The 18,289-nt window shown below is 61.0% G+C and carries 15 protein-coding genes; 8 read left to right on the top strand and 7 right to left on the bottom strand.

The window, feature by feature from the left end; genetic code table 11:
• The first annotated feature begins 304 nt into the window (after nt 1-304).
• Nucleotides 305-991, top strand: a complete 687-nt coding sequence (locus BW686_RS04440) for a hypothetical protein (protein ID WP_084914661.1) — start codon at nt 305-307, stop codon at nt 989-991.
• A 16-nt stretch (nt 992-1,007) separates the two neighbouring features.
• Here the strand turns inward: BW686_RS04440 and BW686_RS04435 are convergent, their stop codons facing one another.
• Nucleotides 1,008-2,003, bottom strand: coding sequence for an aldo/keto reductase (locus BW686_RS04435; RefSeq protein ID WP_084914659.1), 996 nt, complete (start codon nt 2,001-2,003; stop codon nt 1,008-1,010).
• A 202-nt stretch (nt 2,004-2,205) separates the two neighbouring features.
• On the opposite strand from BW686_RS04435, the gene lexA reads away from it, so the two are divergent.
• From lexA to BW686_RS04410, 5 genes are all read left to right on the top strand, one after another.
• Nucleotides 2,206-2,823, top strand: a complete 618-nt coding sequence (lexA, locus tag BW686_RS04430) for a transcriptional repressor LexA (protein ID WP_084914656.1) — start codon at nt 2,206-2,208, stop codon at nt 2,821-2,823.
• Nucleotides 2,823-3,443, top strand: a complete 621-nt coding sequence (imuA, locus tag BW686_RS04425) for a translesion DNA synthesis-associated protein ImuA (protein WP_179149182.1) — start codon at nt 2,823-2,825, stop codon at nt 3,441-3,443. Before lexA ends, imuA begins: the two co-directional genes overlap by 1 nt.
• Nucleotides 3,444-3,450: 7 nt before the next feature.
• Entirely contained in the window at nt 3,451-4,866 is a 1,416-nt protein-coding gene (locus tag BW686_RS04420) for a Y-family DNA polymerase (protein ID WP_084914651.1), read from the top strand.
• Complete coding sequence (locus BW686_RS04415; RefSeq protein WP_084915061.1) at nt 4,863-7,958, top strand: error-prone DNA polymerase; 3,096 nt, start codon at nt 4,863-4,865, stop codon at nt 7,956-7,958. The genes BW686_RS04420 and BW686_RS04415 overlap by 4 nt, the downstream gene beginning before the upstream one ends.
• Nucleotides 7,959-8,019: 61 nt before the next feature.
• Nucleotides 8,020-8,871 carry an urea carboxylase-associated family protein gene (locus BW686_RS04410; RefSeq protein ID WP_084914649.1) on the top strand — a complete coding sequence of 284 codons (852 nt, stop codon included), beginning with the start codon at nt 8,020-8,022 and terminating at the stop codon, nt 8,869-8,871.
• Nucleotides 8,872-8,875: 4 nt separating this feature from the next.
• On the opposite strand, the gene BW686_RS04405 is transcribed toward BW686_RS04410, so the two are convergent.
• Both BW686_RS04405 and BW686_RS04400 read right to left on the bottom strand, forming a co-directional pair.
• On the bottom strand, nt 8,876-9,805 hold the full coding sequence (locus BW686_RS04405) for a magnesium transporter CorA family protein (protein ID WP_084914646.1): 930 nt from the start codon (nt 9,803-9,805) through the stop codon (nt 8,876-8,878).
• A 4-nt stretch (nt 9,806-9,809) separates the two neighbouring features.
• A complete protein-coding gene (locus BW686_RS04400; protein ID WP_084914643.1) occupies nt 9,810-11,396 on the bottom strand; it encodes a RimK family protein in 1,587 nt (528 codons plus the stop codon).
• Nucleotides 11,397-11,489: 93 nt separating this feature from the next.
• On the opposite strand from BW686_RS04400, the gene BW686_RS04395 reads away from it, so the two are divergent.
• Together BW686_RS04395 and BW686_RS04390 are read left to right on the top strand one after the other, a co-directional pair.
• Entirely contained in the window at nt 11,490-12,611 is a 1,122-nt protein-coding gene (locus BW686_RS04395; protein ID WP_084914640.1) for a GNAT family N-acetyltransferase/peptidase C39 family protein, read from the top strand.
• 38 nt (nt 12,612-12,649) lie between these two features.
• A complete protein-coding gene (locus tag BW686_RS04390) occupies nt 12,650-13,549 on the top strand; it encodes a polysaccharide deacetylase family protein (RefSeq protein WP_084914637.1) in 900 nt (299 codons plus the stop codon).
• Nucleotides 13,550-13,556: 7 nt separating this feature from the next.
• Here BW686_RS04390 and BW686_RS04385 read toward each other — a convergent pair whose 3' ends face one another.
• The 4 genes from BW686_RS04385 to BW686_RS04370 all read right to left on the bottom strand — a co-directional run bounded on the left by BW686_RS04385 (nt 13,557) and on the right by BW686_RS04370 (nt 18,166).
• Nucleotides 13,557-14,816 carry a metal-dependent hydrolase family protein gene (locus tag BW686_RS04385; protein WP_084914634.1) on the bottom strand — a complete coding sequence of 420 codons (1,260 nt, stop codon included), beginning with the start codon at nt 14,814-14,816 and terminating at the stop codon, nt 13,557-13,559.
• On the bottom strand, nt 14,813-16,126 hold the full coding sequence (locus BW686_RS04380) for an MFS transporter (RefSeq protein ID WP_084914630.1): 1,314 nt from the start codon (nt 16,124-16,126) through the stop codon (nt 14,813-14,815). The genes BW686_RS04385 and BW686_RS04380 overlap by 4 nt, the downstream gene beginning before the upstream one ends.
• A gap of 193 nt (nt 16,127-16,319) precedes the next feature.
• Nucleotides 16,320-17,237 carry a LysR substrate-binding domain-containing protein gene (locus tag BW686_RS04375; RefSeq protein ID WP_084914628.1) on the bottom strand — a complete coding sequence of 306 codons (918 nt, stop codon included), beginning with the start codon at nt 17,235-17,237 and terminating at the stop codon, nt 16,320-16,322.
• A 23-nt stretch (nt 17,238-17,260) separates the two neighbouring features.
• Entirely contained in the window at nt 17,261-18,166 is a 906-nt protein-coding gene (locus tag BW686_RS04370; protein WP_084914625.1) for a LysR substrate-binding domain-containing protein, read from the bottom strand.
• Nucleotides 18,167-18,289 lie beyond the last annotated feature (123 nt).

Raw genomic sequence — 18,289 nt, 5'->3', positions numbered from 1 at the left:
TTGGCTGGGCAACAGTCCGGCTTTTTGTCTCGGTTTTCGACGATTTTCTGACGGTTTTCTCAGCGCAGCGGCACTTTATTTCAGGGTGCATGCAACAGAATCGTTTTTTGACACTCTTAATCGTCCACATTCTTAATTTCGAAACATGTGCGCACTAAGATTCGCGCGTGATCACGGGTGAGCGCTGACTGCGCCCTTGTTCTACTGATCCGCAGAAACTCTCGGGACGAACGGCACACGCTTGCACATTCGCACCAGCCGTACGGCTGATCCCCTTTCAAATGCGCAACGGACTCAGAAACTGATGAATATTCCAAAAATGCCTTTGACCGCCCGTCTTCAGCGCCGCATCGCCTGGTTCTTTTTCCCTTCATTGCTCGTGGCTTCTGCGCTGGTGCTGTTCACACTCGGCAAAGGTGTGCATGCCGAACCCAAGAACGGTACGCAGACACTGGTGTTTCTTCGTCATGCTGAAAAGCCGGCCATGGGGTTGGGGCAATTGAATTGTCAGGGTCTCAACCGGGCCATAGAACTGTCGGAAGTGCTCCCCAGAGAATTCGGCAAGGCTGACTTCATCTTCGCCGCCAATCCGAGCCGGCATGTCGAAGAGGGCGAGGGAGATCTGTCCTACAGCTATGTGCGGCCTTTGATGACGGTCGGACCCAGCGCGATCAAGCTGGGCTTGCCAGTCAATATCGACTTCGGTGCCAATGACACCAGTGACCTGGCCGACGAGTTGATGCGTGACAAGTACCATAACGCCATCATCTACACCGCCTGGTCACACGGCTACCTGCCGGAACTGATCAACAAGGTGGCTGAAGAGGCATCCGGCAAACCGGTCAATCTGGTGGATGACTGGACAGGCGATGATTTCGATTCGGTGGTCGTTGTCACCCTGAAGTGGGTCGACGGCAAAGCCACGCTGGATTACAAGAATCACAAACAGGGCCTTAACAACGGCACCGTGGCTTGCCCTACAACGACCTGACCTCGGGCCGGGCTTGTCAGCCGTCCAGCGCCTTCATCGACGCCGGGTTGTAACGCTCGCCTGATGCCGCTCCACGGGATGGGAAGATTGCATCCAGTTGGGCGAGTTCGTCGTCGCTCAGTTCCAGAGTGGCTGCGGCAACATTGCTCTCCAGGTATTTACGCTGCTTGGTGCCCGGAATCGGGATGATGTCGTTGCCCTGCGCCAAAACCCAGGCCAGTGCCAGTTGAGACGCACTGATGCCCTTGGCCGATGCCAGCGCCTTGACCTTTTCCACCAGCACGAGATTACGACTGAAGTTCTCACCCTGAAAGCGTGGGCTGAAACGACGGTAATCATCTGCAGCAAAGTCGTCCGGGGTCCGCAATGCCCCGGTCAGAAAACCGCGTCCCAGCGGGCTGTAGGCCACAAAGGCTATGCCCAGACGGCGGCATGTGGCGAGCACATCATTGTGTTCCGGGTCTCGGGACCATAACGAGTATTCACTTTGCACGGCCGCCAGCGGATGCGCCTTGTGCGCTCTCTCGATGGTCGCTGCACTGGCTTCACAGAGGCCGATGTGGCGAACCTTGCCTGCCTTGACGAGCTCGGCCATTGCGCCAACGGTGTCCTCGATCGGCACGCCAGGGTCTACGCGGTGCTGGTAGTACAGATCGAGGTAATCCGTGTTCAGCCGCTTGAGACTGCCCTCTATGGCCTGACGAATGTATTCAGGGCTGCCGTTGACACCCCGCGCATGCGGATCATCGCCACGCACAATGCCGAACTTGCTGGCCAGGTAAACACTTTCGCGCTTGCCCTCCAAAGCACGGCCCAGCAGGGTCTCATTGGTGTGCGGGCCATACATGTCGGCAGTATCGAGAAAGGTGACCCCCAGCTCCAGCGCGCGGTGCAGCGTGGCAACGGATTCTTTTTCGTCAATGCCGGTGGTGTAGAAGTCCGACATGCCCATGCAGCCCAGCCCGACGGCAGACACCTGCGGGCCGTTTTTGCCCAGTTGGCGCGTGATCACAATGAGTGCTCCTGACGTTTTGAAAGAGCGGTTGAGTCTGTGCCCTTTGAATGGCTCGATAAACCGGGTGATTGTGATTTCACTGTTGGGAAATTCTGAATAATCCCCTTGCTTGCCCCACGCCCTCCGGGCAAAGGCCATGCAATCCCTGCGCTCCCATCCGACCAACTGCGCTAGCCACAAAACACCGAAAAGAGTACAAATGTACTCCATGAGCCTATTATCTCCCCGTCGCAGCGCAATCCTTACCTTCATCCGCGATCGCATCGCGCAGCAAGGGCAATCGCCGAGCCTGGCGGAAATCTCCGAAGCCTTCGGGTTTGCTTCGCGCAGCGTGGCGCGCAAGCACATTGTGGCCCTCACGGACGCCGGTCTGATCGAGGTTGTGCCGCACCAGGCACGCGGCATACGGCTGCTGAACACCGAACTGCGTCCCGAATTGCTGGAAATACCCGTGCTGGGCCGTGTTGCGGCAGGCGCACCTATCGGGCCGGATCTGGACATACACACCACGTTGCACCTGGATCGCAGCACGTTCACCCGCGTGCCGGACTATCTGTTGCGCGTGCAGGGCGACTCGATGATCGAGGACGGCATTCTCGACGGAGATCTGGTCGGCGTGCATCGCAACCCGCAGGCCAGTGACGGACAGATCATCGTCGCCCGTCTGGACGGCGAAGTCACCATCAAGCGCCTGCAACATCGAGGTGATCAGTTACACCTGTTGCCGCGCAACCCGGCCTACCAGCCGATCATCGTCACGCCTGATCAGGAGTTCGCCATCGAAGGCGTGTTCTGCGGGCTGGTCCGGCGCGAATGATGGGCGCCGTCGTCAGCCTCGATGCCTTGCTGGACGAGCGCAGGGTCTGGAAGGGGCGTCAGCAGAGCGCGCCTCAGGGCAGCCCGCACCCCAGTGGTCATGCGGCCCTGGACAGCGCGTTGCCCACCGGCGGCTGGCCTGCTTCGGCATTGACCGAAATCCTCATTCCGGCCAATGGCAGTGGTGAATTGCGCCTGCTGTGGCCAAGTCTGGCGCGGCTCTCGGGTCTCGGTGAACGCATCGTGCTGGTCGCACCGCCTTACATTCCCTATCCGCAAGCCTGGCTGGCCGCCGGGGTCGACCTGCGTCATCTGGTGGTGATCGAGGCCGGAAGCCGCGATGCCCTGTGGGCCGCCGAGCAATGCCTGCGTTCCGGCAGTTGTGGCGCGGTAGTGTGCTGGCCCGGCATGGTCGATGACCGCGCATTGCGGCGCTTGCAGGTCGCCGCCGAAACCGGGCAGACCCTGGCCTTTGCCTGCCGCCCTCAGCAGGCGGCGGCCAACCCTTCACCAGCCGCACTGCGGATCGCTGTCGATACCCGGCCCGCACAAGTGCGGGTGCTCAAGTGCCGGGGCGGTCTTGCGCCGCCTTTTCCCATCCCGTTTTCGACCGACGCTTGAGGTTCTTATGCTTTGGGCCTGTGTCTTGTTGCCGCAACTGGCGCTCGACGGCGTCATGCGCCGTTGCAGCGACCCTGATGCACCGCTGGCGCTGATCAGTGGCAGTGCGCATCGCCGCATCCTGCAAACCGTCAACCCGGCTGCGCGGGCGTTGGGGCTGAGGGCCGGGCAGTCATTGACGGCCGCGCACGCGCTGGTCCCGAACGTTGCGACAGTCGTGCATGACCCCGATGACACCGAGCGGTTGCAACAGTTGCTTGCCGCCTGGGCGTATGGCTTCAGTTCCAGTGTCAGCCTCACATACCCTCGGGTGCTGCTGATGGAAATCGAATCCAGCCTCAAGCTGTTCGGGCCGTGGCCGGTGTTCGAGGCGCGCCTGCGTGAAGAGCTGACCACCCAGGGCTTTCGGCATCGCATCGTGGTGGCGCCCAACCCGATAGCGGCGCGAATGCTGGCCAACATGCACGACGGACTGAGCATTGATTGCCCGCATGAACTGCGCCGCACCCTGGAACAGATGCCACTGGAGCGCATCGGGCTGAGCCGTGAGGTGGCCACCGCCCTGACGCGTATGGGCCTGCGCAACCTGCGACAGGTGCTGGCTTTGCCGCGCAATACCCTGGCGCGGCGTTTTCCGGCCAGCGTTTTGCAACACCTCGACACCTTGCTCGGCGAACGGCCGGTGGCGCTGGAGTGCTACACGCCACCTGACTTTTTCGATGTGCGTATCGAGCTGAATTTCGACGTCGAATCGCATCAGGCCCTGTTGTTCCCCCTCAAGCGCCTGATTGCCGATCTGGCTTTGTTTCTGGCCGGACGTGACAGCGGCGTGCAACGGTTCGCCCTGCATCTGGAACATGTCGATGGCCCGGAGACCGTGGTTCCGGTCGGGTTGCTCAGTGCCGAACGTGATTCATCAATGCTCTTCGAACTGGCTCGCGGCAGGCTGGAACAGGCAGTGGTGGCCTCGCCGGTACGTGCGGTGCGCTTGCAGGCCCGCGACTTGCCGGACTTTGTGCCGGCGCACCGTGAGCTGTTCGATGAACGTGTACAGCAGACCCTGCCTTGGGAGCAACTGCGCGAACGCCTGCGTGCGCGGCTCGGTGACGAATCGGTCAATGGCCTGCGCGCTCAGGCCGACCACCGCCCCGAATGTGCCTGGCAGCCGCAGAGTACCCGCAAACCGGTCTTGCCAGCGCAGGGGGGGACGCGCCCTGGCTGGCTGCTGCGGGAGCCGCAGCCGTTGCCGGTTCACGCGACGCGCATCATTGCAGGGCCTGAGCGAATCGAGTCCGGCTGGTGGGACGGTGGCGATGTGCGTCGTGACTACTACCTGGTCGAAACCGCCAGTGGCCAGCGCGCCTGGGCCTATCGCCGCGTTGGCGAGCAGGGCGAATGGCTGCTGCATGGCTGGTTCGCATGACGACGGATTACGCCGAGCTGCATTGCCTGTCCAACTTCAGCTTTCAGCGCGGTGCCTCAAGCGCCCGTGAACTGTTCGAACGCGCCTTGCGCCACGGGTATACGGCGCTGGCGATCACCGATGAATGCACCTTGGCAGGCATCGTCCGCGCCTGGCAGGCGTCGAAAGACACCGGATTGCCGCTGATCGTCGGCAGCGAAATGCACATCGAGCATGGCCCGAAAATGGTTCTTCTGGTGGAGAACAAGACGGGGTATGAAGCACTGTGCAAGTTGATCACGGCAGCGCGGCGGAGAGCCAGAAAGGGCGAGTACCGGCTGCTGCGTGAAGATTTCGACCTGTCGCTGGACGGTTTGCTGGCCATCTGGCTGCCGGACATCGCGGATGATGCTCAGGCCTGTCTGGCGCAGGGCAACTGGCTGCGCGGGCATTTTGCCGAGCGGCTGTGGCTTGGCGTAGAACTGCATCGCGGTGCCGATGATGACCAGCGTCTGGCCGACCTGCTGACGCTGGCGCAGAGGCTGGGCATCCCGGCAGTGGCCAGCGGTGACGTGCATATGCACGCCCGTGGGCGGCGAGCGCTGCAGGACACCATGACTGCCATCCGCCATCACACCACGGTGGCCGAGGCCGGGCATCTGCTGTTTGCCAATGGCGAGCGCCATCTACGTCCACTGGAGGCGCTGGCCGAGCATTACCCGGACTGGCTGCTGGCCGAATCGGCGCGCATTGCCCGGCGCTGCACATTCGATTTTGAACAATTGAAGTACGAATACCCCCATGAACTGGTCCCCAAAGGCCAGACGCCCTCGTCCTGGTTGCGCGAACTGACCGAGCGCGGCATTCGCAGGCGTTGGCCGACAGGTTTAAGTGTGGCGGGGCGGGCGCAGGTCGAGAAGGAACTGGCCCTGATCACGGAAAAGAAGTTCGACAGCTATTTTCTGACGGTCCATGACATCGTCGAGTTTGCCCGCAGCCAGCATATCCTCTGTCAGGGCCGTGGGTCAGCGGCCAACTCGGCGGTTTGTTACGCGCTGGGGATCACCGAGCTGAACCCGGAAAAGAGCAACCTGCTGTTCGAACGCTTTATTTCCAAAGAGCGCGACGAGCCACCGGACATCGACGTGGATTTCGAGCATGACCGCCGCGAAGAAGTCATCCAGTACATATTCCGGCGCTACGGCCGGGGCAGGGCGGCGCTGACTGCGGTGGCCAGCACCTATCACGGTTCCGGCGCACTGCTTGACGTGGCCAAGGTGCTGGGCTTGCCACCAGACCAGATCAACGCCTTGGCCGAGGCGTTCAGTCGCTGGAGTGACGCGCTGCCGTCGCCCGAACGCCTGCGCGAATACGGATTCGATGCTGAAACACCTATTCTCAAGCGCGTGCTGGCCCTGACCGGCGAACTGATCGGTTTCCCCCGGCACCTGTCGCAGCATCCGGGTGGTTTCGTGATTTCCGAGCATCCGCTGGACACACTGGTGCCGGTCGAAAACGCCGCGATGGCTGACCGCACCATCATCCAGTGGGACAAGGACGATCTGGACCTGGTCGGCCTGCTGAAAGTCGACATCCTCGCCCTGGGCATGCTCAGCGCACTGCGCAGAACGTTTGACCTGGTGCATCTGCACCGGGGCAAGCAGTGGACATTGGCAGACATGTCGGGTGATGACCCAAAAACCTACGAAATGATCAGCCGCGCCGACACCCTCGGTGTGTTTCAGATCGAATCCCGTGCGCAGATGGCCATGCTGCCGCGCCTCAGGCCGGAGAAGTTTTACGATCTGGTGATCGAAGTCGCCATCGTTCGGCCTGGGCCGATTCAGGGCGACATGGTTCATCCGTACCTGCGTCGGCGCAATGGTGAAGAGGCCATTACCTATCCGCCCAAACTGAAAAGTGTCTTTGAGCGCACCCTGGGCGTGCCGTTGTTTCAGGAGCAGGTCATGGAAGTGGCGATCATCGCTGCTGATTACTCCCCCGGCGAGGCGGACCAGTTGCGTCGTGCAATGGCGGCCTGGAAGCGTCATGGCGGGCTGGACCCGCATCGCGAGCGTCTGCGCAGCGGCATGCTGGAAAATGGCTACGAAGCGGATTTTGCCGACCGCATCTTCGAGCAGATCAAGGGGTTCGGCAGTTACGGCTTTCCTGAATCCCATGCCGCCAGTTTTGCCTTGCTGACCTACGCCAGTTGCTGGCTCAAATGCCACGAACCGGCAGCGTTCACCTGTGCGTTGATCAACAGTTGGCCGATGGGCTTTTACAACCCGGATCAACTGTTGCAGGATGCGCGCCGCCATCACATCGACATTCGCCCGGTGGATGTGCGCTACAGCCACTGGGATTGCACGCTGGAACCGGTTGACCATCCTGACAGCACGCGCAATCTGGCGATTCGCCTCGGGCTGCGCATGCTGCGCAGCTTTCGTGAAGAAGATGCGCTGCGCATCGAGGCGGCTCGCTCGACACGGCCATTTACCGATGCCACCGACCTCACGCAGCGCGCCGGTCTGGACTCTCGCGCCGCCGAAGCACTGGCGGATGCCGGGGCCTTGCGTGGCCTGATCGGCCATCGGCATCGGGCGCGTTGGGAAGTGGCCGGGGTTGAAGCCCAGCGCCCGTTGTTCGATGAGCTGACCAGTGAGGAGGTCCAGGTGACACTGCCGCTGCCAACAGTGGCCGAAGACCTGATGGCCGACTACGCGTCGCTGGGGACCACCCTCGGCCCGCATCCCTTGGCACTGCTGCGGCGCCAACTGGCCGCCAAACGCTTTCGCAGTTCGCAAGACCTGCTGACCCTCGAAAACGACCGAACCCTCAGCCTGGCCGGACTGGTCATCGGCCGCCAACGGCCCGGCACCGCCAGCGGTGTGACCTTCGTGACGCTGGAAGACGAATTCGGCATGGTCAACGTGGTGGTCTGGCGCGACCTGGCCGAGCGCCAGCGCAAAGTGCTGGTCGGTTCGCAGTTGCTGCAGGTGTTCGGGCGGCTGGAGTCGAAAAGCGGCGTACGCCACCTGATCGCCCAGCGCCTGTATGACCTGACGCCGTTATTGACCGGGCTGGATGTGCGGAGTCGGGATTTTCAGTGATCCGATCAGGCCTGCAATTTGCAGCAATAATCGGTACACCCCGCCAACGAGAAGCCCCCGAATGTACAAAGACTACCCGGCCGCTTACCAGGTCAGCAAAGGCGCAGCGCTGCGCGTGGACACGGCCTTCTACGAGCGCATCCGTACGAATGCGCAGCAGCGCACGCTGGTCGAACAGTTCGACGTGCCGATTCGCACCGGGCGCGCCTGGAAGGTCAAGGCGGGGCAGGTGTTTCGAGTGACCACACCGGTGGGGCCGCAAGTGGGGGATTTCAACGTGTGGAATGCCCACGACACTCGCGAACGGCTGTGGGCGGCGCGTACGCGTCAGTTACAGGGCGCGCATGTCAGCACCCATGACCGGTTGTGGTCGAACCTGCCGTTCTTGCGGCCACTGGTCACCATCACCGATGACAGCCTCGCCAGTTATGGCATCGACGAACACGGTGGGCGCCTGCATGACTTGCTGGGCACGCGCTGCGACCCGTACATCAACAAGATGCTGACCGGCGAAGACTTTCATCATCACTGTCACTCGAACCTGACTCGCGCGGTGCTGCCGCACGGTCTGACCGAGTTTGATGTGCATGACGTGCTGAATATCTTTCAATGCACCGGCCTGAACCATGACGACCTGTATTTCATGAAGGCCTGCCCGGCGCAAAAAGGCGATTATCTGGAGTTTTTCGCGGAAATCGACCTGCTGTGCGCCTTGTCGACCTGCCCGGGTGGTGACCTGTCACTGCCAATGTGGGGACCAGAGGCGCAAGACCCGCTGAGTGTCTGCCGACCGCTGGGCGTCGAGATCTATGACCTCGACGCCGCGCTGCTGGACGGCTGGCAGTCTCCCGAGCGGGCGGCGTATGACGGTCTGCACGGCTTGAAGATTGCCAGGGCCGATTGGGAAAAGTAACCGCTCAGGACGAGCGGGCCATTTTGCGCAGCCCCCAGACCATCACCGCTCCCATGCCCAACATGGCCAACAACAAGGCCGGGTAGGAGACCCACCAGTGCAATGGGGCGGTCATCATGCTGAATTCGGACATGCCGCCGATCCCGGCAATCAGGTTCAGGGGCAGAAACACCACGTTGATCAACGTCAGTTTGCGCAGCAGGGTGTTAGTGCTGTTGTTGACCAGATTGCCCCGGGCGTCCATCAAGCCGGCGAACACGGTGGAATAGATTTCCGCCTGTTTGTAGCACTGGTCGTTCTCGATGATCATGTCGTCGATCAGCGCGAGGCTGGCGGCAGCGTATTGTTTGCCCTGCGCATGATTGCGCAGGCGTGTCAGCACCGCGCCGTTGCTGTGGATGGCGTTGATGTAATAGACCAGGCTTTCGCTGAGGTTGAACATCTGCACCAGGTGGCGGTTTTCCAGCGAGGAATTGAATTTCTGCTGCAGTTCCCGGGCGACCATCTTGATGACCTTCAGATGGCCCAGGTAGTGGTGAATGTTGTTGAACAGCAACTCCAGCAGGATATCCAGCGGCTGGTTCAGTGGACGATGGGTCCCGAGCGTACTCAATGGCTGGTCATCACCACAGATCAAGACCAGCTGATCCTGACTCAGCAGCACGCCAAACGACGAGACGTCGAACGAAAAGCTGTCCTTGCCCGAGTAGTTTTCAGGACGTTTCCAGATCACAAACAACGCATCGGGGTGAAACTCGATGCGTGATATTTCGTCCGGGTCGAGTGCCGACGCTACTGCATGCTCATCAAGGTGAAACTGCTCCAGCAACAACCTGCGCTCGCCAGCGTCGGGTTTGCTGAACCACAGAACCTGCGCCTTCTGCGGGTTACAGGCTTGCAACCGACCGTCATTGAGTTCCAGACCTTGAATCATCGTCTCACCATGCCTGACCGAGGCGTTTGAGTTCCAGGCGACGAATGAATTCTTCCAGCACCAGGCTGTACAGGTCGTCCTGCAGGTACGCGTCTTCAATACCGGCATCCAGGTTCGGGTTGTCGTTGACCTCGATCACCACCACCTGGTCGCCGGACTGTTTCAAATCCACGCCGTACAGCCCGTCACCGATCAGGTTGGCGGTCTTGAGCGCCAGTTCGACCACGGCTCGCGGGGCTTCGTGTACCGCCAGCGTCCGGCACTCGCCAATCACCTCGGCCCCTATCGCCTTGTGGTTGTAGATCTGCCAATGGCCCTTGGACATGAAGTACTGGCAGGCGAAGATCGGTTTGCGATTGAGAATGCCGATACGCCAGTCGTATTCGGTGTAGAAAAACTCCTGCGCCAACAACAACACAGAGTGTTCGAACAACTGGGCGGTGGCGGTGTGCATTTCCTCGGCCGTGCTGACCTTGATCACGCCTCTGGAGAAGCAGCCGTCAGGGATTTTCAGCACCAGCGGGAAGCCCAGTCGCGTCGCAACGTGTTGCAGCTCCTCAGGGCGATCCTTGTAGAGGATTTCTGTTCGAGGCATGCCCAGGTCATGGCTTTTAAGCAGGTCGGTCAGGTACACCTTGTTGGTGCAGCGCAGAATTGACGTGGGGTCATCCATGACCACCAGGCCCTCGCTTTCGGCCTTTTTGGCGAACCGGTAAGTGTGGTTGTCGACGCTGGTCGTTTCACGAATCAAGAGTGCGTCGTACTCGGCCAGGCGCGCGTAATCCTTCTTCTCGATCAGCTCGACATCAATGCCTAAGCGCTGACCGACGCGAATGAAGCTGGCCAGTGCCTCGGCGTTGGAGGGCGGCAGTTGCTCTTGCGGGTCATGGAGAATCGCCAGGTCATAGCGCGCCATGCGACGCGAACTGGGCTGTCGCCAGATCTTGCGACTGAAACCGTCCAGCGCAGTGGCAAACTCATCCTGCTGATCATCGCGCAAGCGCGGCAGGGCGCCGGCCTTGATGCCTGCGATGTGCCAGTTGTCACGCTTGCGAAACTCGACCATGAGGATCGGGCAGGGGAAGGCTTCAAACAACTGGCGGGCCAGATCTTTCAACGGTTCAAGTGTGGTCTGGCCGAAATACAGGGTCAGCGTAAAGCCTTCGGTGTCGTCATAGGGGTGGTCCCGAAGTGCCGTTTCCAGCAACTTGTCGAGGTCGTCCAGCGCCAGGCCGTAGAGTGACTTTCGGGTCAGCTCACTGATGGTCTTGACCGACGGAATGACATTGTGTTGCCGCGCCTCGGCCAGCAGCGAGCAGTAATAGCCGTGGCCGAGGTACTTGTAACTCCGGCACAGGTTGATGACCTGCACACGCTTGCCAGGCGTGGCCTTCAGCGGTTTTTCCAGGTAATCCTGCGCGCTGATCAAGTCTTCGCTGGGGAAGTAGGATGCCCAGTCTTCAAGCCGCTCGACAATGATCAACAGTTGCCTCTGTGTCGCAAAGGAGGGGGGTGTGAATGCACGTTTACTCGTTGCTGAAAGTGCAAGTTGGGCCGATACTTCGTTCATCTTCACCTGTGCCGCTGACATGTGTAATCGATCCGATGGGAAACAAGTCCTTTCTATTAAGCATGTGCTTTTTGAAATGTCCCGTTTCGTTACACAACTTTTACGGCGGTGCAGATGGACTTTATATTTCGTGACGCAGTGGCCGATGATGTCGATGCGCTGCTGTTTCTGGAGAACCGGTGCTTTGAAGGCGACCGACTGACGGCACGCAGTTTTCACTGGATGATCCGTCGCGCCAACGCGTGTCTGATCGTTGCCGAACACGCCGGGCAACTCACCGGTTACGCGCTGGTGCTGTTCCATCGCGGTACGTCGCTGGGGCGCTTGTACTCGCTGGCGATTGCCGACGTTGCACGGGGGCAGGGGCTGGGCAGGCAGTTGTTGCAGCGCGCCGAACAGCAGGCGGTGGAGCGCGATTGTGCCTATCTGCGGCTGGAAGTGCGCCCTGACAATGCCGCCGCCATCGCGCTGTACGAACGCAGTGGTTATCGGCGTTTTGCTCAGGTTGACGACTATTATCAGGACCATGCGCCAGCGTTGCGTTACGAGAAGCGCATTGTCGAGCCTGTCAGGCAGGGCAGCCGCTCGGTGCCTTATTACCAGCAAACCCTGGAGTTCACCTGCGGCCCGGCTTGTCTGCTGATGGCCATGAAAGCCTTGCAGCCAGAGCGCCTGATGGGCCGTGCGGAAGAGTTGCAGATATGGCGCGAAGCAACCACGGTATTCATGACTTCCGGCCACGGCGGATGCAGCCCGCAAGGGTTGGCGCTGGCGGCATGGCGGCGTGGCTTTGCGGTGCATCTGTTGGTCTCGGTGTCAGGCCCGCTGTTTCTGGGCGGGGTGCGCAGCGACAACAAGAAACAGGTCATCCGCCTGGTTCACGAACAGTTCTGTTGCGAGCTTGAGGCGTCCAGCGTGCAGTTGTTACCCGATCGCTCCTTGAACCTGCCGCGTGTGCTGGCCGAAGGCGGCAGGCCGTTGGTGTTGATCAGCAGCTACCGCCTGACTCGCTCCAAGGCCCCGCATTGGGTGATGGTGACGGATTGCGACAGTGATTTTGTCTACCTGCATGATCCCGACATTGATCACAGCCTGCATCGTCAGGCCATCGACTGCCAGCATCTGCCCGTGAGCCATGCCGATTTCAACCGCATGAGTTGTTTCGGGGCCGACAAACTCCGCGCGGCGGTGATTGTGTTTGCTGCGCCAGTGGATGATCATTCGCCGGCTTCATAAGCGGCTCAAACCGTTCACTCAAAGGATCCGGTGCCCAGATGAAAACCGTCTTCAGAACCCTGTGGATGCTCGGCATCGCCCTGAGCCTGTCGGCCTGCATCAGCGCGCCAGTCCCGCTGACGGCCAGCACCACCGAGAAGTTGCGTCAGCAGCCGCCGGTTCGCTTCCTGCTGAGCTTCGACGACGGTCCGAGTGCTTCGACGTTCTACAACCCGAGCATCACCGTGCTCGACAGCCTGGCCGACAACCCGGTCCAGCCGCACATCAAAGCGGTGTTTTTCGTGCAGACCGGCGCTACGGGCGCGGGCAACAGTGATCAAGGCCGGGCGATCATGCATCGTCAGCATGAAGAGGGTCATCTGCTGGGGTTTCACACCGCCACGCCGCACCACACCAATCATCGTTCGTTGACCGATGACGAGCTGGAGCAATCCCTGACCCAAGGCTGTGCCATCCTGGCGTCAATCACCGGCTCACCGACCGTTTTGCTGCGTCCGCCATTCTGGAACTACGACAAACGCACGTTCGGTGCGTACCAGCGGCACGGCTTGCAGGTGCTGCTAACCGACCTGAGCGCCAATGACGGCAAGATCTGGGGCTACAACTTCAGTCTGCGACGCCGTTCGAACATGGTCAGCCAGCTTTCCCGGGTGCGCGAACGTATTGCCGCCGGAGAGCTGCCAGCCGTGGAGGGTGTGGTTCCGGTGGTGGTGACCTTTCATGACCTGAACCGTTACACCGCACGGCATGCACGGGAATACCTGCAGATTCTGGTCGACAGTGCTGCGCAGACCGGCGTGCGGCTGGCCGACAAACCGTTTTACGACGACAGCGCGCAATTGCAGCGCGCTGCACTGGCCCGCACGGTCAAGGACGATGCGCAGCCAGTGCAACTGCCCGGCGTGTGGAACTGGATCTGGGACCGCAACGCCCACTGACGGTTGATCAGACCAGGGTGTTCTTGCGCACCTGGCCACCCTGAACAATCATTGCCAACTGCTCACCCTGGCCAACCAGGCAATTGATATCGCTCAGCGGATCGCCATCCACCACCAGCAGGTCGGCAATGGCGCCCGCCGCGATGCAACCCAGTTCACCTTCGCGTTGCAGAATTTGCGCGGCAACGCTGGTCGCACTGCGCAGCGCCGCCAGATTACCCAGCAGTTCTGCGCGGATCTTCAGTTCGTGGGTCTGGTATTCGTGCATTTCGCCCAGCAGGTCGGAGCCATAACCCATTGGCACGCCCGCTTCGGCGAACAGCAGCAGGGCGTTACGCCCGGCCTGACGGACATCCTCGATCTTGGCCACCGAGTCGGCAGGCAGGCCGAAGCGTTCGCCGTATTCGGCCAGCATTTCGTAAGTCACCTGGGTCGGCACGGCAAACGCGCCTTTTTCGGCCATCAGCCGAGCCGTGTCGGCGTCCACCAGATTGCCGTGCTCGATGGTCCGGACGCCGCACTCGACAGCACGGCGAATAGCCCGTGCGGTGTAAGCATGGGCCATGACGTAGGTATTCGCTGCGGCCGCTTCGTCAACGATGGCGCGAATTTCGGCCTCGCTGTACTGGGTGTTGGCAATCGGATCGGTCGGCGAGGACACGCCGCCCGATGCCATGATCTTGATCTGATTGGCGCCCTGTTGCAGCTCTTCGCGCACCGCCAGGCGCACGTTATCGACGCCGTCTACCACACGGGCGATGGCACCGGCCCTGAAGCAGCACGAGCAGGGTTCATTAAGCAGCAGTTCGCCACGGGCGCGCATGTCGCCATGCCCGCCAGTCTGCGACAAGGCTTTGCCGGAGGCGAAGATTCTTGGCCCTGGAATCAGGCCCATCTGAATCGAACGCGCCAGCGCCCAGTCTGCACCGCCTGCGTCGCGTACGGTGGTAAAACCACGATCCAGCATCGCGGCCAGAATCGGCAAGGCGCGGTACATGATGATGGCGTTGGGTTGCAGGGCATTCATGCCCAGGTTGGCATTGGAGGCCAGCACATGCACATGGCAGTCGATCAGGCCGGGCATCAGGGTTCTGCCGCCCAGATCGATCACTTGGGCATTGGCCGGTGCAGGCTGGCCTTCAGCGCGGACCTCGACAATGCGTTCGCCCTCGATCACGACTTCCTGGCCCGTAACGAGCTGGCCCCGTTGCAGGTCCAGCAGACGGCCATTGCGCAGGATCAAGCGGGCGGATTCAGGGGTACTCATTGATAAACTCCAGACAAAGGGCGATGAACAGTGGGCGCAGGATCACGGTACAGCAGCGCGCCGATGCCGCTGACGATGGCGGCGAACATGATGTAGAAGGCGGGCGCGAGGTTGCTGCCGGTTGTGGCAATCAGCCAGGTGATAGTGAACGTGGCGAAGCCGCCGAAAATCGTCACGGCAAAGTTGTAGGCCACTGAAAGCCCCGTGGACAGCACGTGGGTGGGCAGCAATTGCCCGAAGGCGGCGAGGATCGAACCGATATAGCCGGAGATCAGCAGGCCCAGTACCAGTTCGAAGATCAGCAGTGAATACAGCCCCGGCATCTGGTTGATGAACAGGAACATCGGGTACGCGCTGAAAAAAATGGCAATCGCCGAACCCAACAGCCACGGGCGATGACCGCTGCGGTCGGCCAGTGCGCCGACAATCGGGGTGGCGACGATCAGCACGGCACCGCCCATCATGCCGGCGCTGAACCCCATCCACGATGGCAAACCCAGGACGCGCTGTGCATAGGACGGGATGTAGAAGAGGATCGCGTAAGTGCAGACGGTCCACAGCACGACCAGAGAAAAGCTGATCAGCGTCTGGCGCGGATACGTCTTGATGACTTCGCGCAGCGGTGACTCGACGGGTTTGGCAGCCGTGTAGGCCGGGGTCTCGTCGACGCGGCTGCGGATGTAAAAGCCCACCGGACCGATCAACGTACCGATCAGGAATGGCACGCGCCAGCCCCAGCTTTCCAGCTGCGCCTGGGTCAGGTAGCTCGACAGAATCGCACCCAGCGCAGAGCCGAGCAGCACCGCAACACCGATGCTGGCCTGAATCCAGCTGGAGTAGAAGGCTTTCTTGCCCTCGGGCGCATGTTCGGTCAGGAACGCCGTGGCGCTGCCCATTTCGCCGCCTGCGGAAAACCCTTGCAGCAGACGCGCCAGCACGATCAATACCGGTGCCAGGTAGCCGATCTGCGCGAAGCTCGGCGTCAGGCCGATGATCAGCGTGCCCATTGCCATGAGCAGGATGGTCAGCGAGAGCGCCGCTTTACGCCCGCGCTTGTCACTGTAGATGCCCAGCACGATACCGCCTACTGGCCGCATGAAGAACCCGACGCCAAAGGTGGCCAGTGCCAGCAGGTAAGAGGTCAGTTCGCTGCCGGTGGGGAAGAAGACCTTGGCGATGATCACCGAGAAAAAACTGTAGACCGTGAAGTCGAACCACTCCAGGCCATTGCCGATCACTATGGCAGTGACGGCGCGACGGGCTTTCTGATCATGCGTGTGTGAGGCGGATTGTTGTGTAGTCGTGCTCACGAGTGGGCTCCTGCATGCGATTCACGCAGGGAAGCCCCTGCATTGGCTGCATTGATTAAGGGGCAGAATGGGCTTGGTGCAGCAGAGGCGGGTCTTTTGCCCGCGTCATTCGAGAGTAGGCGCTAGGCGGTTTTTGAGAAAACGTTCATTACGCAGATTTGCATGCGCAGGGCGCATGCAAGTTGTCAGGCTTTCAAGGTGTCGGGGTGCCCGGGTGCAGCGCTATTTCGTCGGTCAGCCATTTCTCGAAGGCCCGCGCTGCCCGCCGAGGCGTCTTGCCGCTGGGTGTCAGCAAGTAGTAGCCCCCGACGGCACCTACGCTGGAGTTGCAGGCCGGCACCAGAGCGCCGGATTGCACATGACGATCAATCATCGGTTGCCAGCCGAGCACAATGCCGTGACCGGCCAGCGCCAGGTCCACCAGAACCGGGTACAGGTTGACGGTCATCCGCTGGCGGATCACTGACGCATCCACGCCTTGGCGGTCGAACCAGTCAGCCCAGGACAGCCACTGACGCTGTCCGTCCTCCAGCATCAACAGGCAATGATCGAGCAACCGGGCAGGCTCAAGCACCTGACCTTTGAGGTAGTCGGGCGAACAGTAGGCATTCACCGATTCGGCAAACAGCAACGTGCTGTCCAGGCCTGCCGGTGACACTTCGCGCAAAAAATACAAGGCCAGGTCGAATTCGGCGCGGATCAGCGAGTCCAGCCCGTCGACCACTCGCAAACGGATGTCCACCGCCGGGAACGCATCGCGATAACGCCCCAGCAGCGGGCCGAGCCACAGGGCGGCGACACCGCTGGAGCAGGCCAGTGTCAGTTGCTGTTCGCCGCTGTGGGCGATGACTTGTGCGGTGGCCTCGGCACACAGGGTCAGCATCCGTTGAATCTGCTCGGCGTAGACCTGCCCGGCAACCGTCAGGTGAATGCGCTTGTGCTCGCGACGGAACAACGCCCGACCGAGGAATTCTTCGAGTTGCGCGACCTGTCGACTGATCGCGCTCTGCGTCAGGTTCAGTTCCGTGGCGGCGCGGGTAAAGCTGCCGTGCCGCACAGCGGCTTCGAAAGCGATCAGGTTCTGCAGCGGCGGAAGCGGTTCTATACGCACAATGGCTCCTGTTGCGGGCCGGTTTACAAAGGATCAGGAAAGGGCGTCGACAGCAGCCAGTCTCTGAACACGCACAACGACGGCAGGTTCTGAAAGCGCGTGGCATAGACCAGGTAGTAACTGCGCCCGCTGTCCAGCGGTTCGAACAGCGTGACCAGTTCGCCGTTGGCGATTTCGTCCTGCACCAGAATGCGTGGCACCAGTGCAATACCAATACCCGCCGCCACAGCCTGGATCAGGTGCGAGGTCAACTCGAAGCTCGGGCCGGGGCGCATGATGTGGTGGGCCAGGTGATTGCTGTCAAACCAGTCCGACCAGGCATTGGGCCGGGACACGACGCTCAGCAACGACTGTTGGGCAACGTGCGCCGGGGTCATCGACCGGTAACCGGGAAGCGCCGTCGGGCTGGCGATGACCACCAGCTTTTCGCTGACCAGCGAATGAGCCCTGTAGCCTGGCCAGTTGCCGTGGCCGGCACAGATGATGGCGTTCATTTCGCTGGCCGCAGGTGTCAGGTCGGCATGCACGATGCGTGAATGGATATGCACCACGTAGCCGGGGTGCCTGGCGTAAAAGTCATTCATCCGCGGCAGCAGCCATTTGGAGCCGAACGTCGGCAGTACCGCCAGGTGCAGCGTGCCGCCTTCGGCCTTGTGCGCAATGGTCTGCAAGGTTGCACTGCGGATGCGACCCAGTGCAGCGGCCAGTTCGTGCTGATACAGCGCACCTGCTGTGGTCAGCTCGATGCGCCGGCCGTCACGCTTGAACAGCTCCACGTCCAGTTGCGCCTCCAGCGCCTGTACCTGTCGGCTCACCGCACTCTGGGTCAGGGCCAGTTCGTCGGCCGCTTTGGTGAAACTGCCGTGCCGCGCCGCAGCTTCAAAAGCCAGCAGCAGTGACATCGAGGGCGTCAGTCGTCGCGTGTTCATTCATAAAACTCATGGAAAAACGGCAGGTTTTACGTTTGCACCGACGCGTGACAGGCTGGAGAATCCCTGTAACCGTTGATAACGCCATGCATTCGAGCGTTTCAAAGCATACGTGCTTTGCAT

It is taken from the genome of Pseudomonas syringae, from assembly GCF_002157375.1.
Classification (GTDB): domain Bacteria; phylum Pseudomonadota; class Gammaproteobacteria; order Pseudomonadales; family Pseudomonadaceae; genus Aquipseudomonas; species Aquipseudomonas syringae_T.
This window is presented reverse-complemented; position numbering and strand designations above follow the sequence as displayed.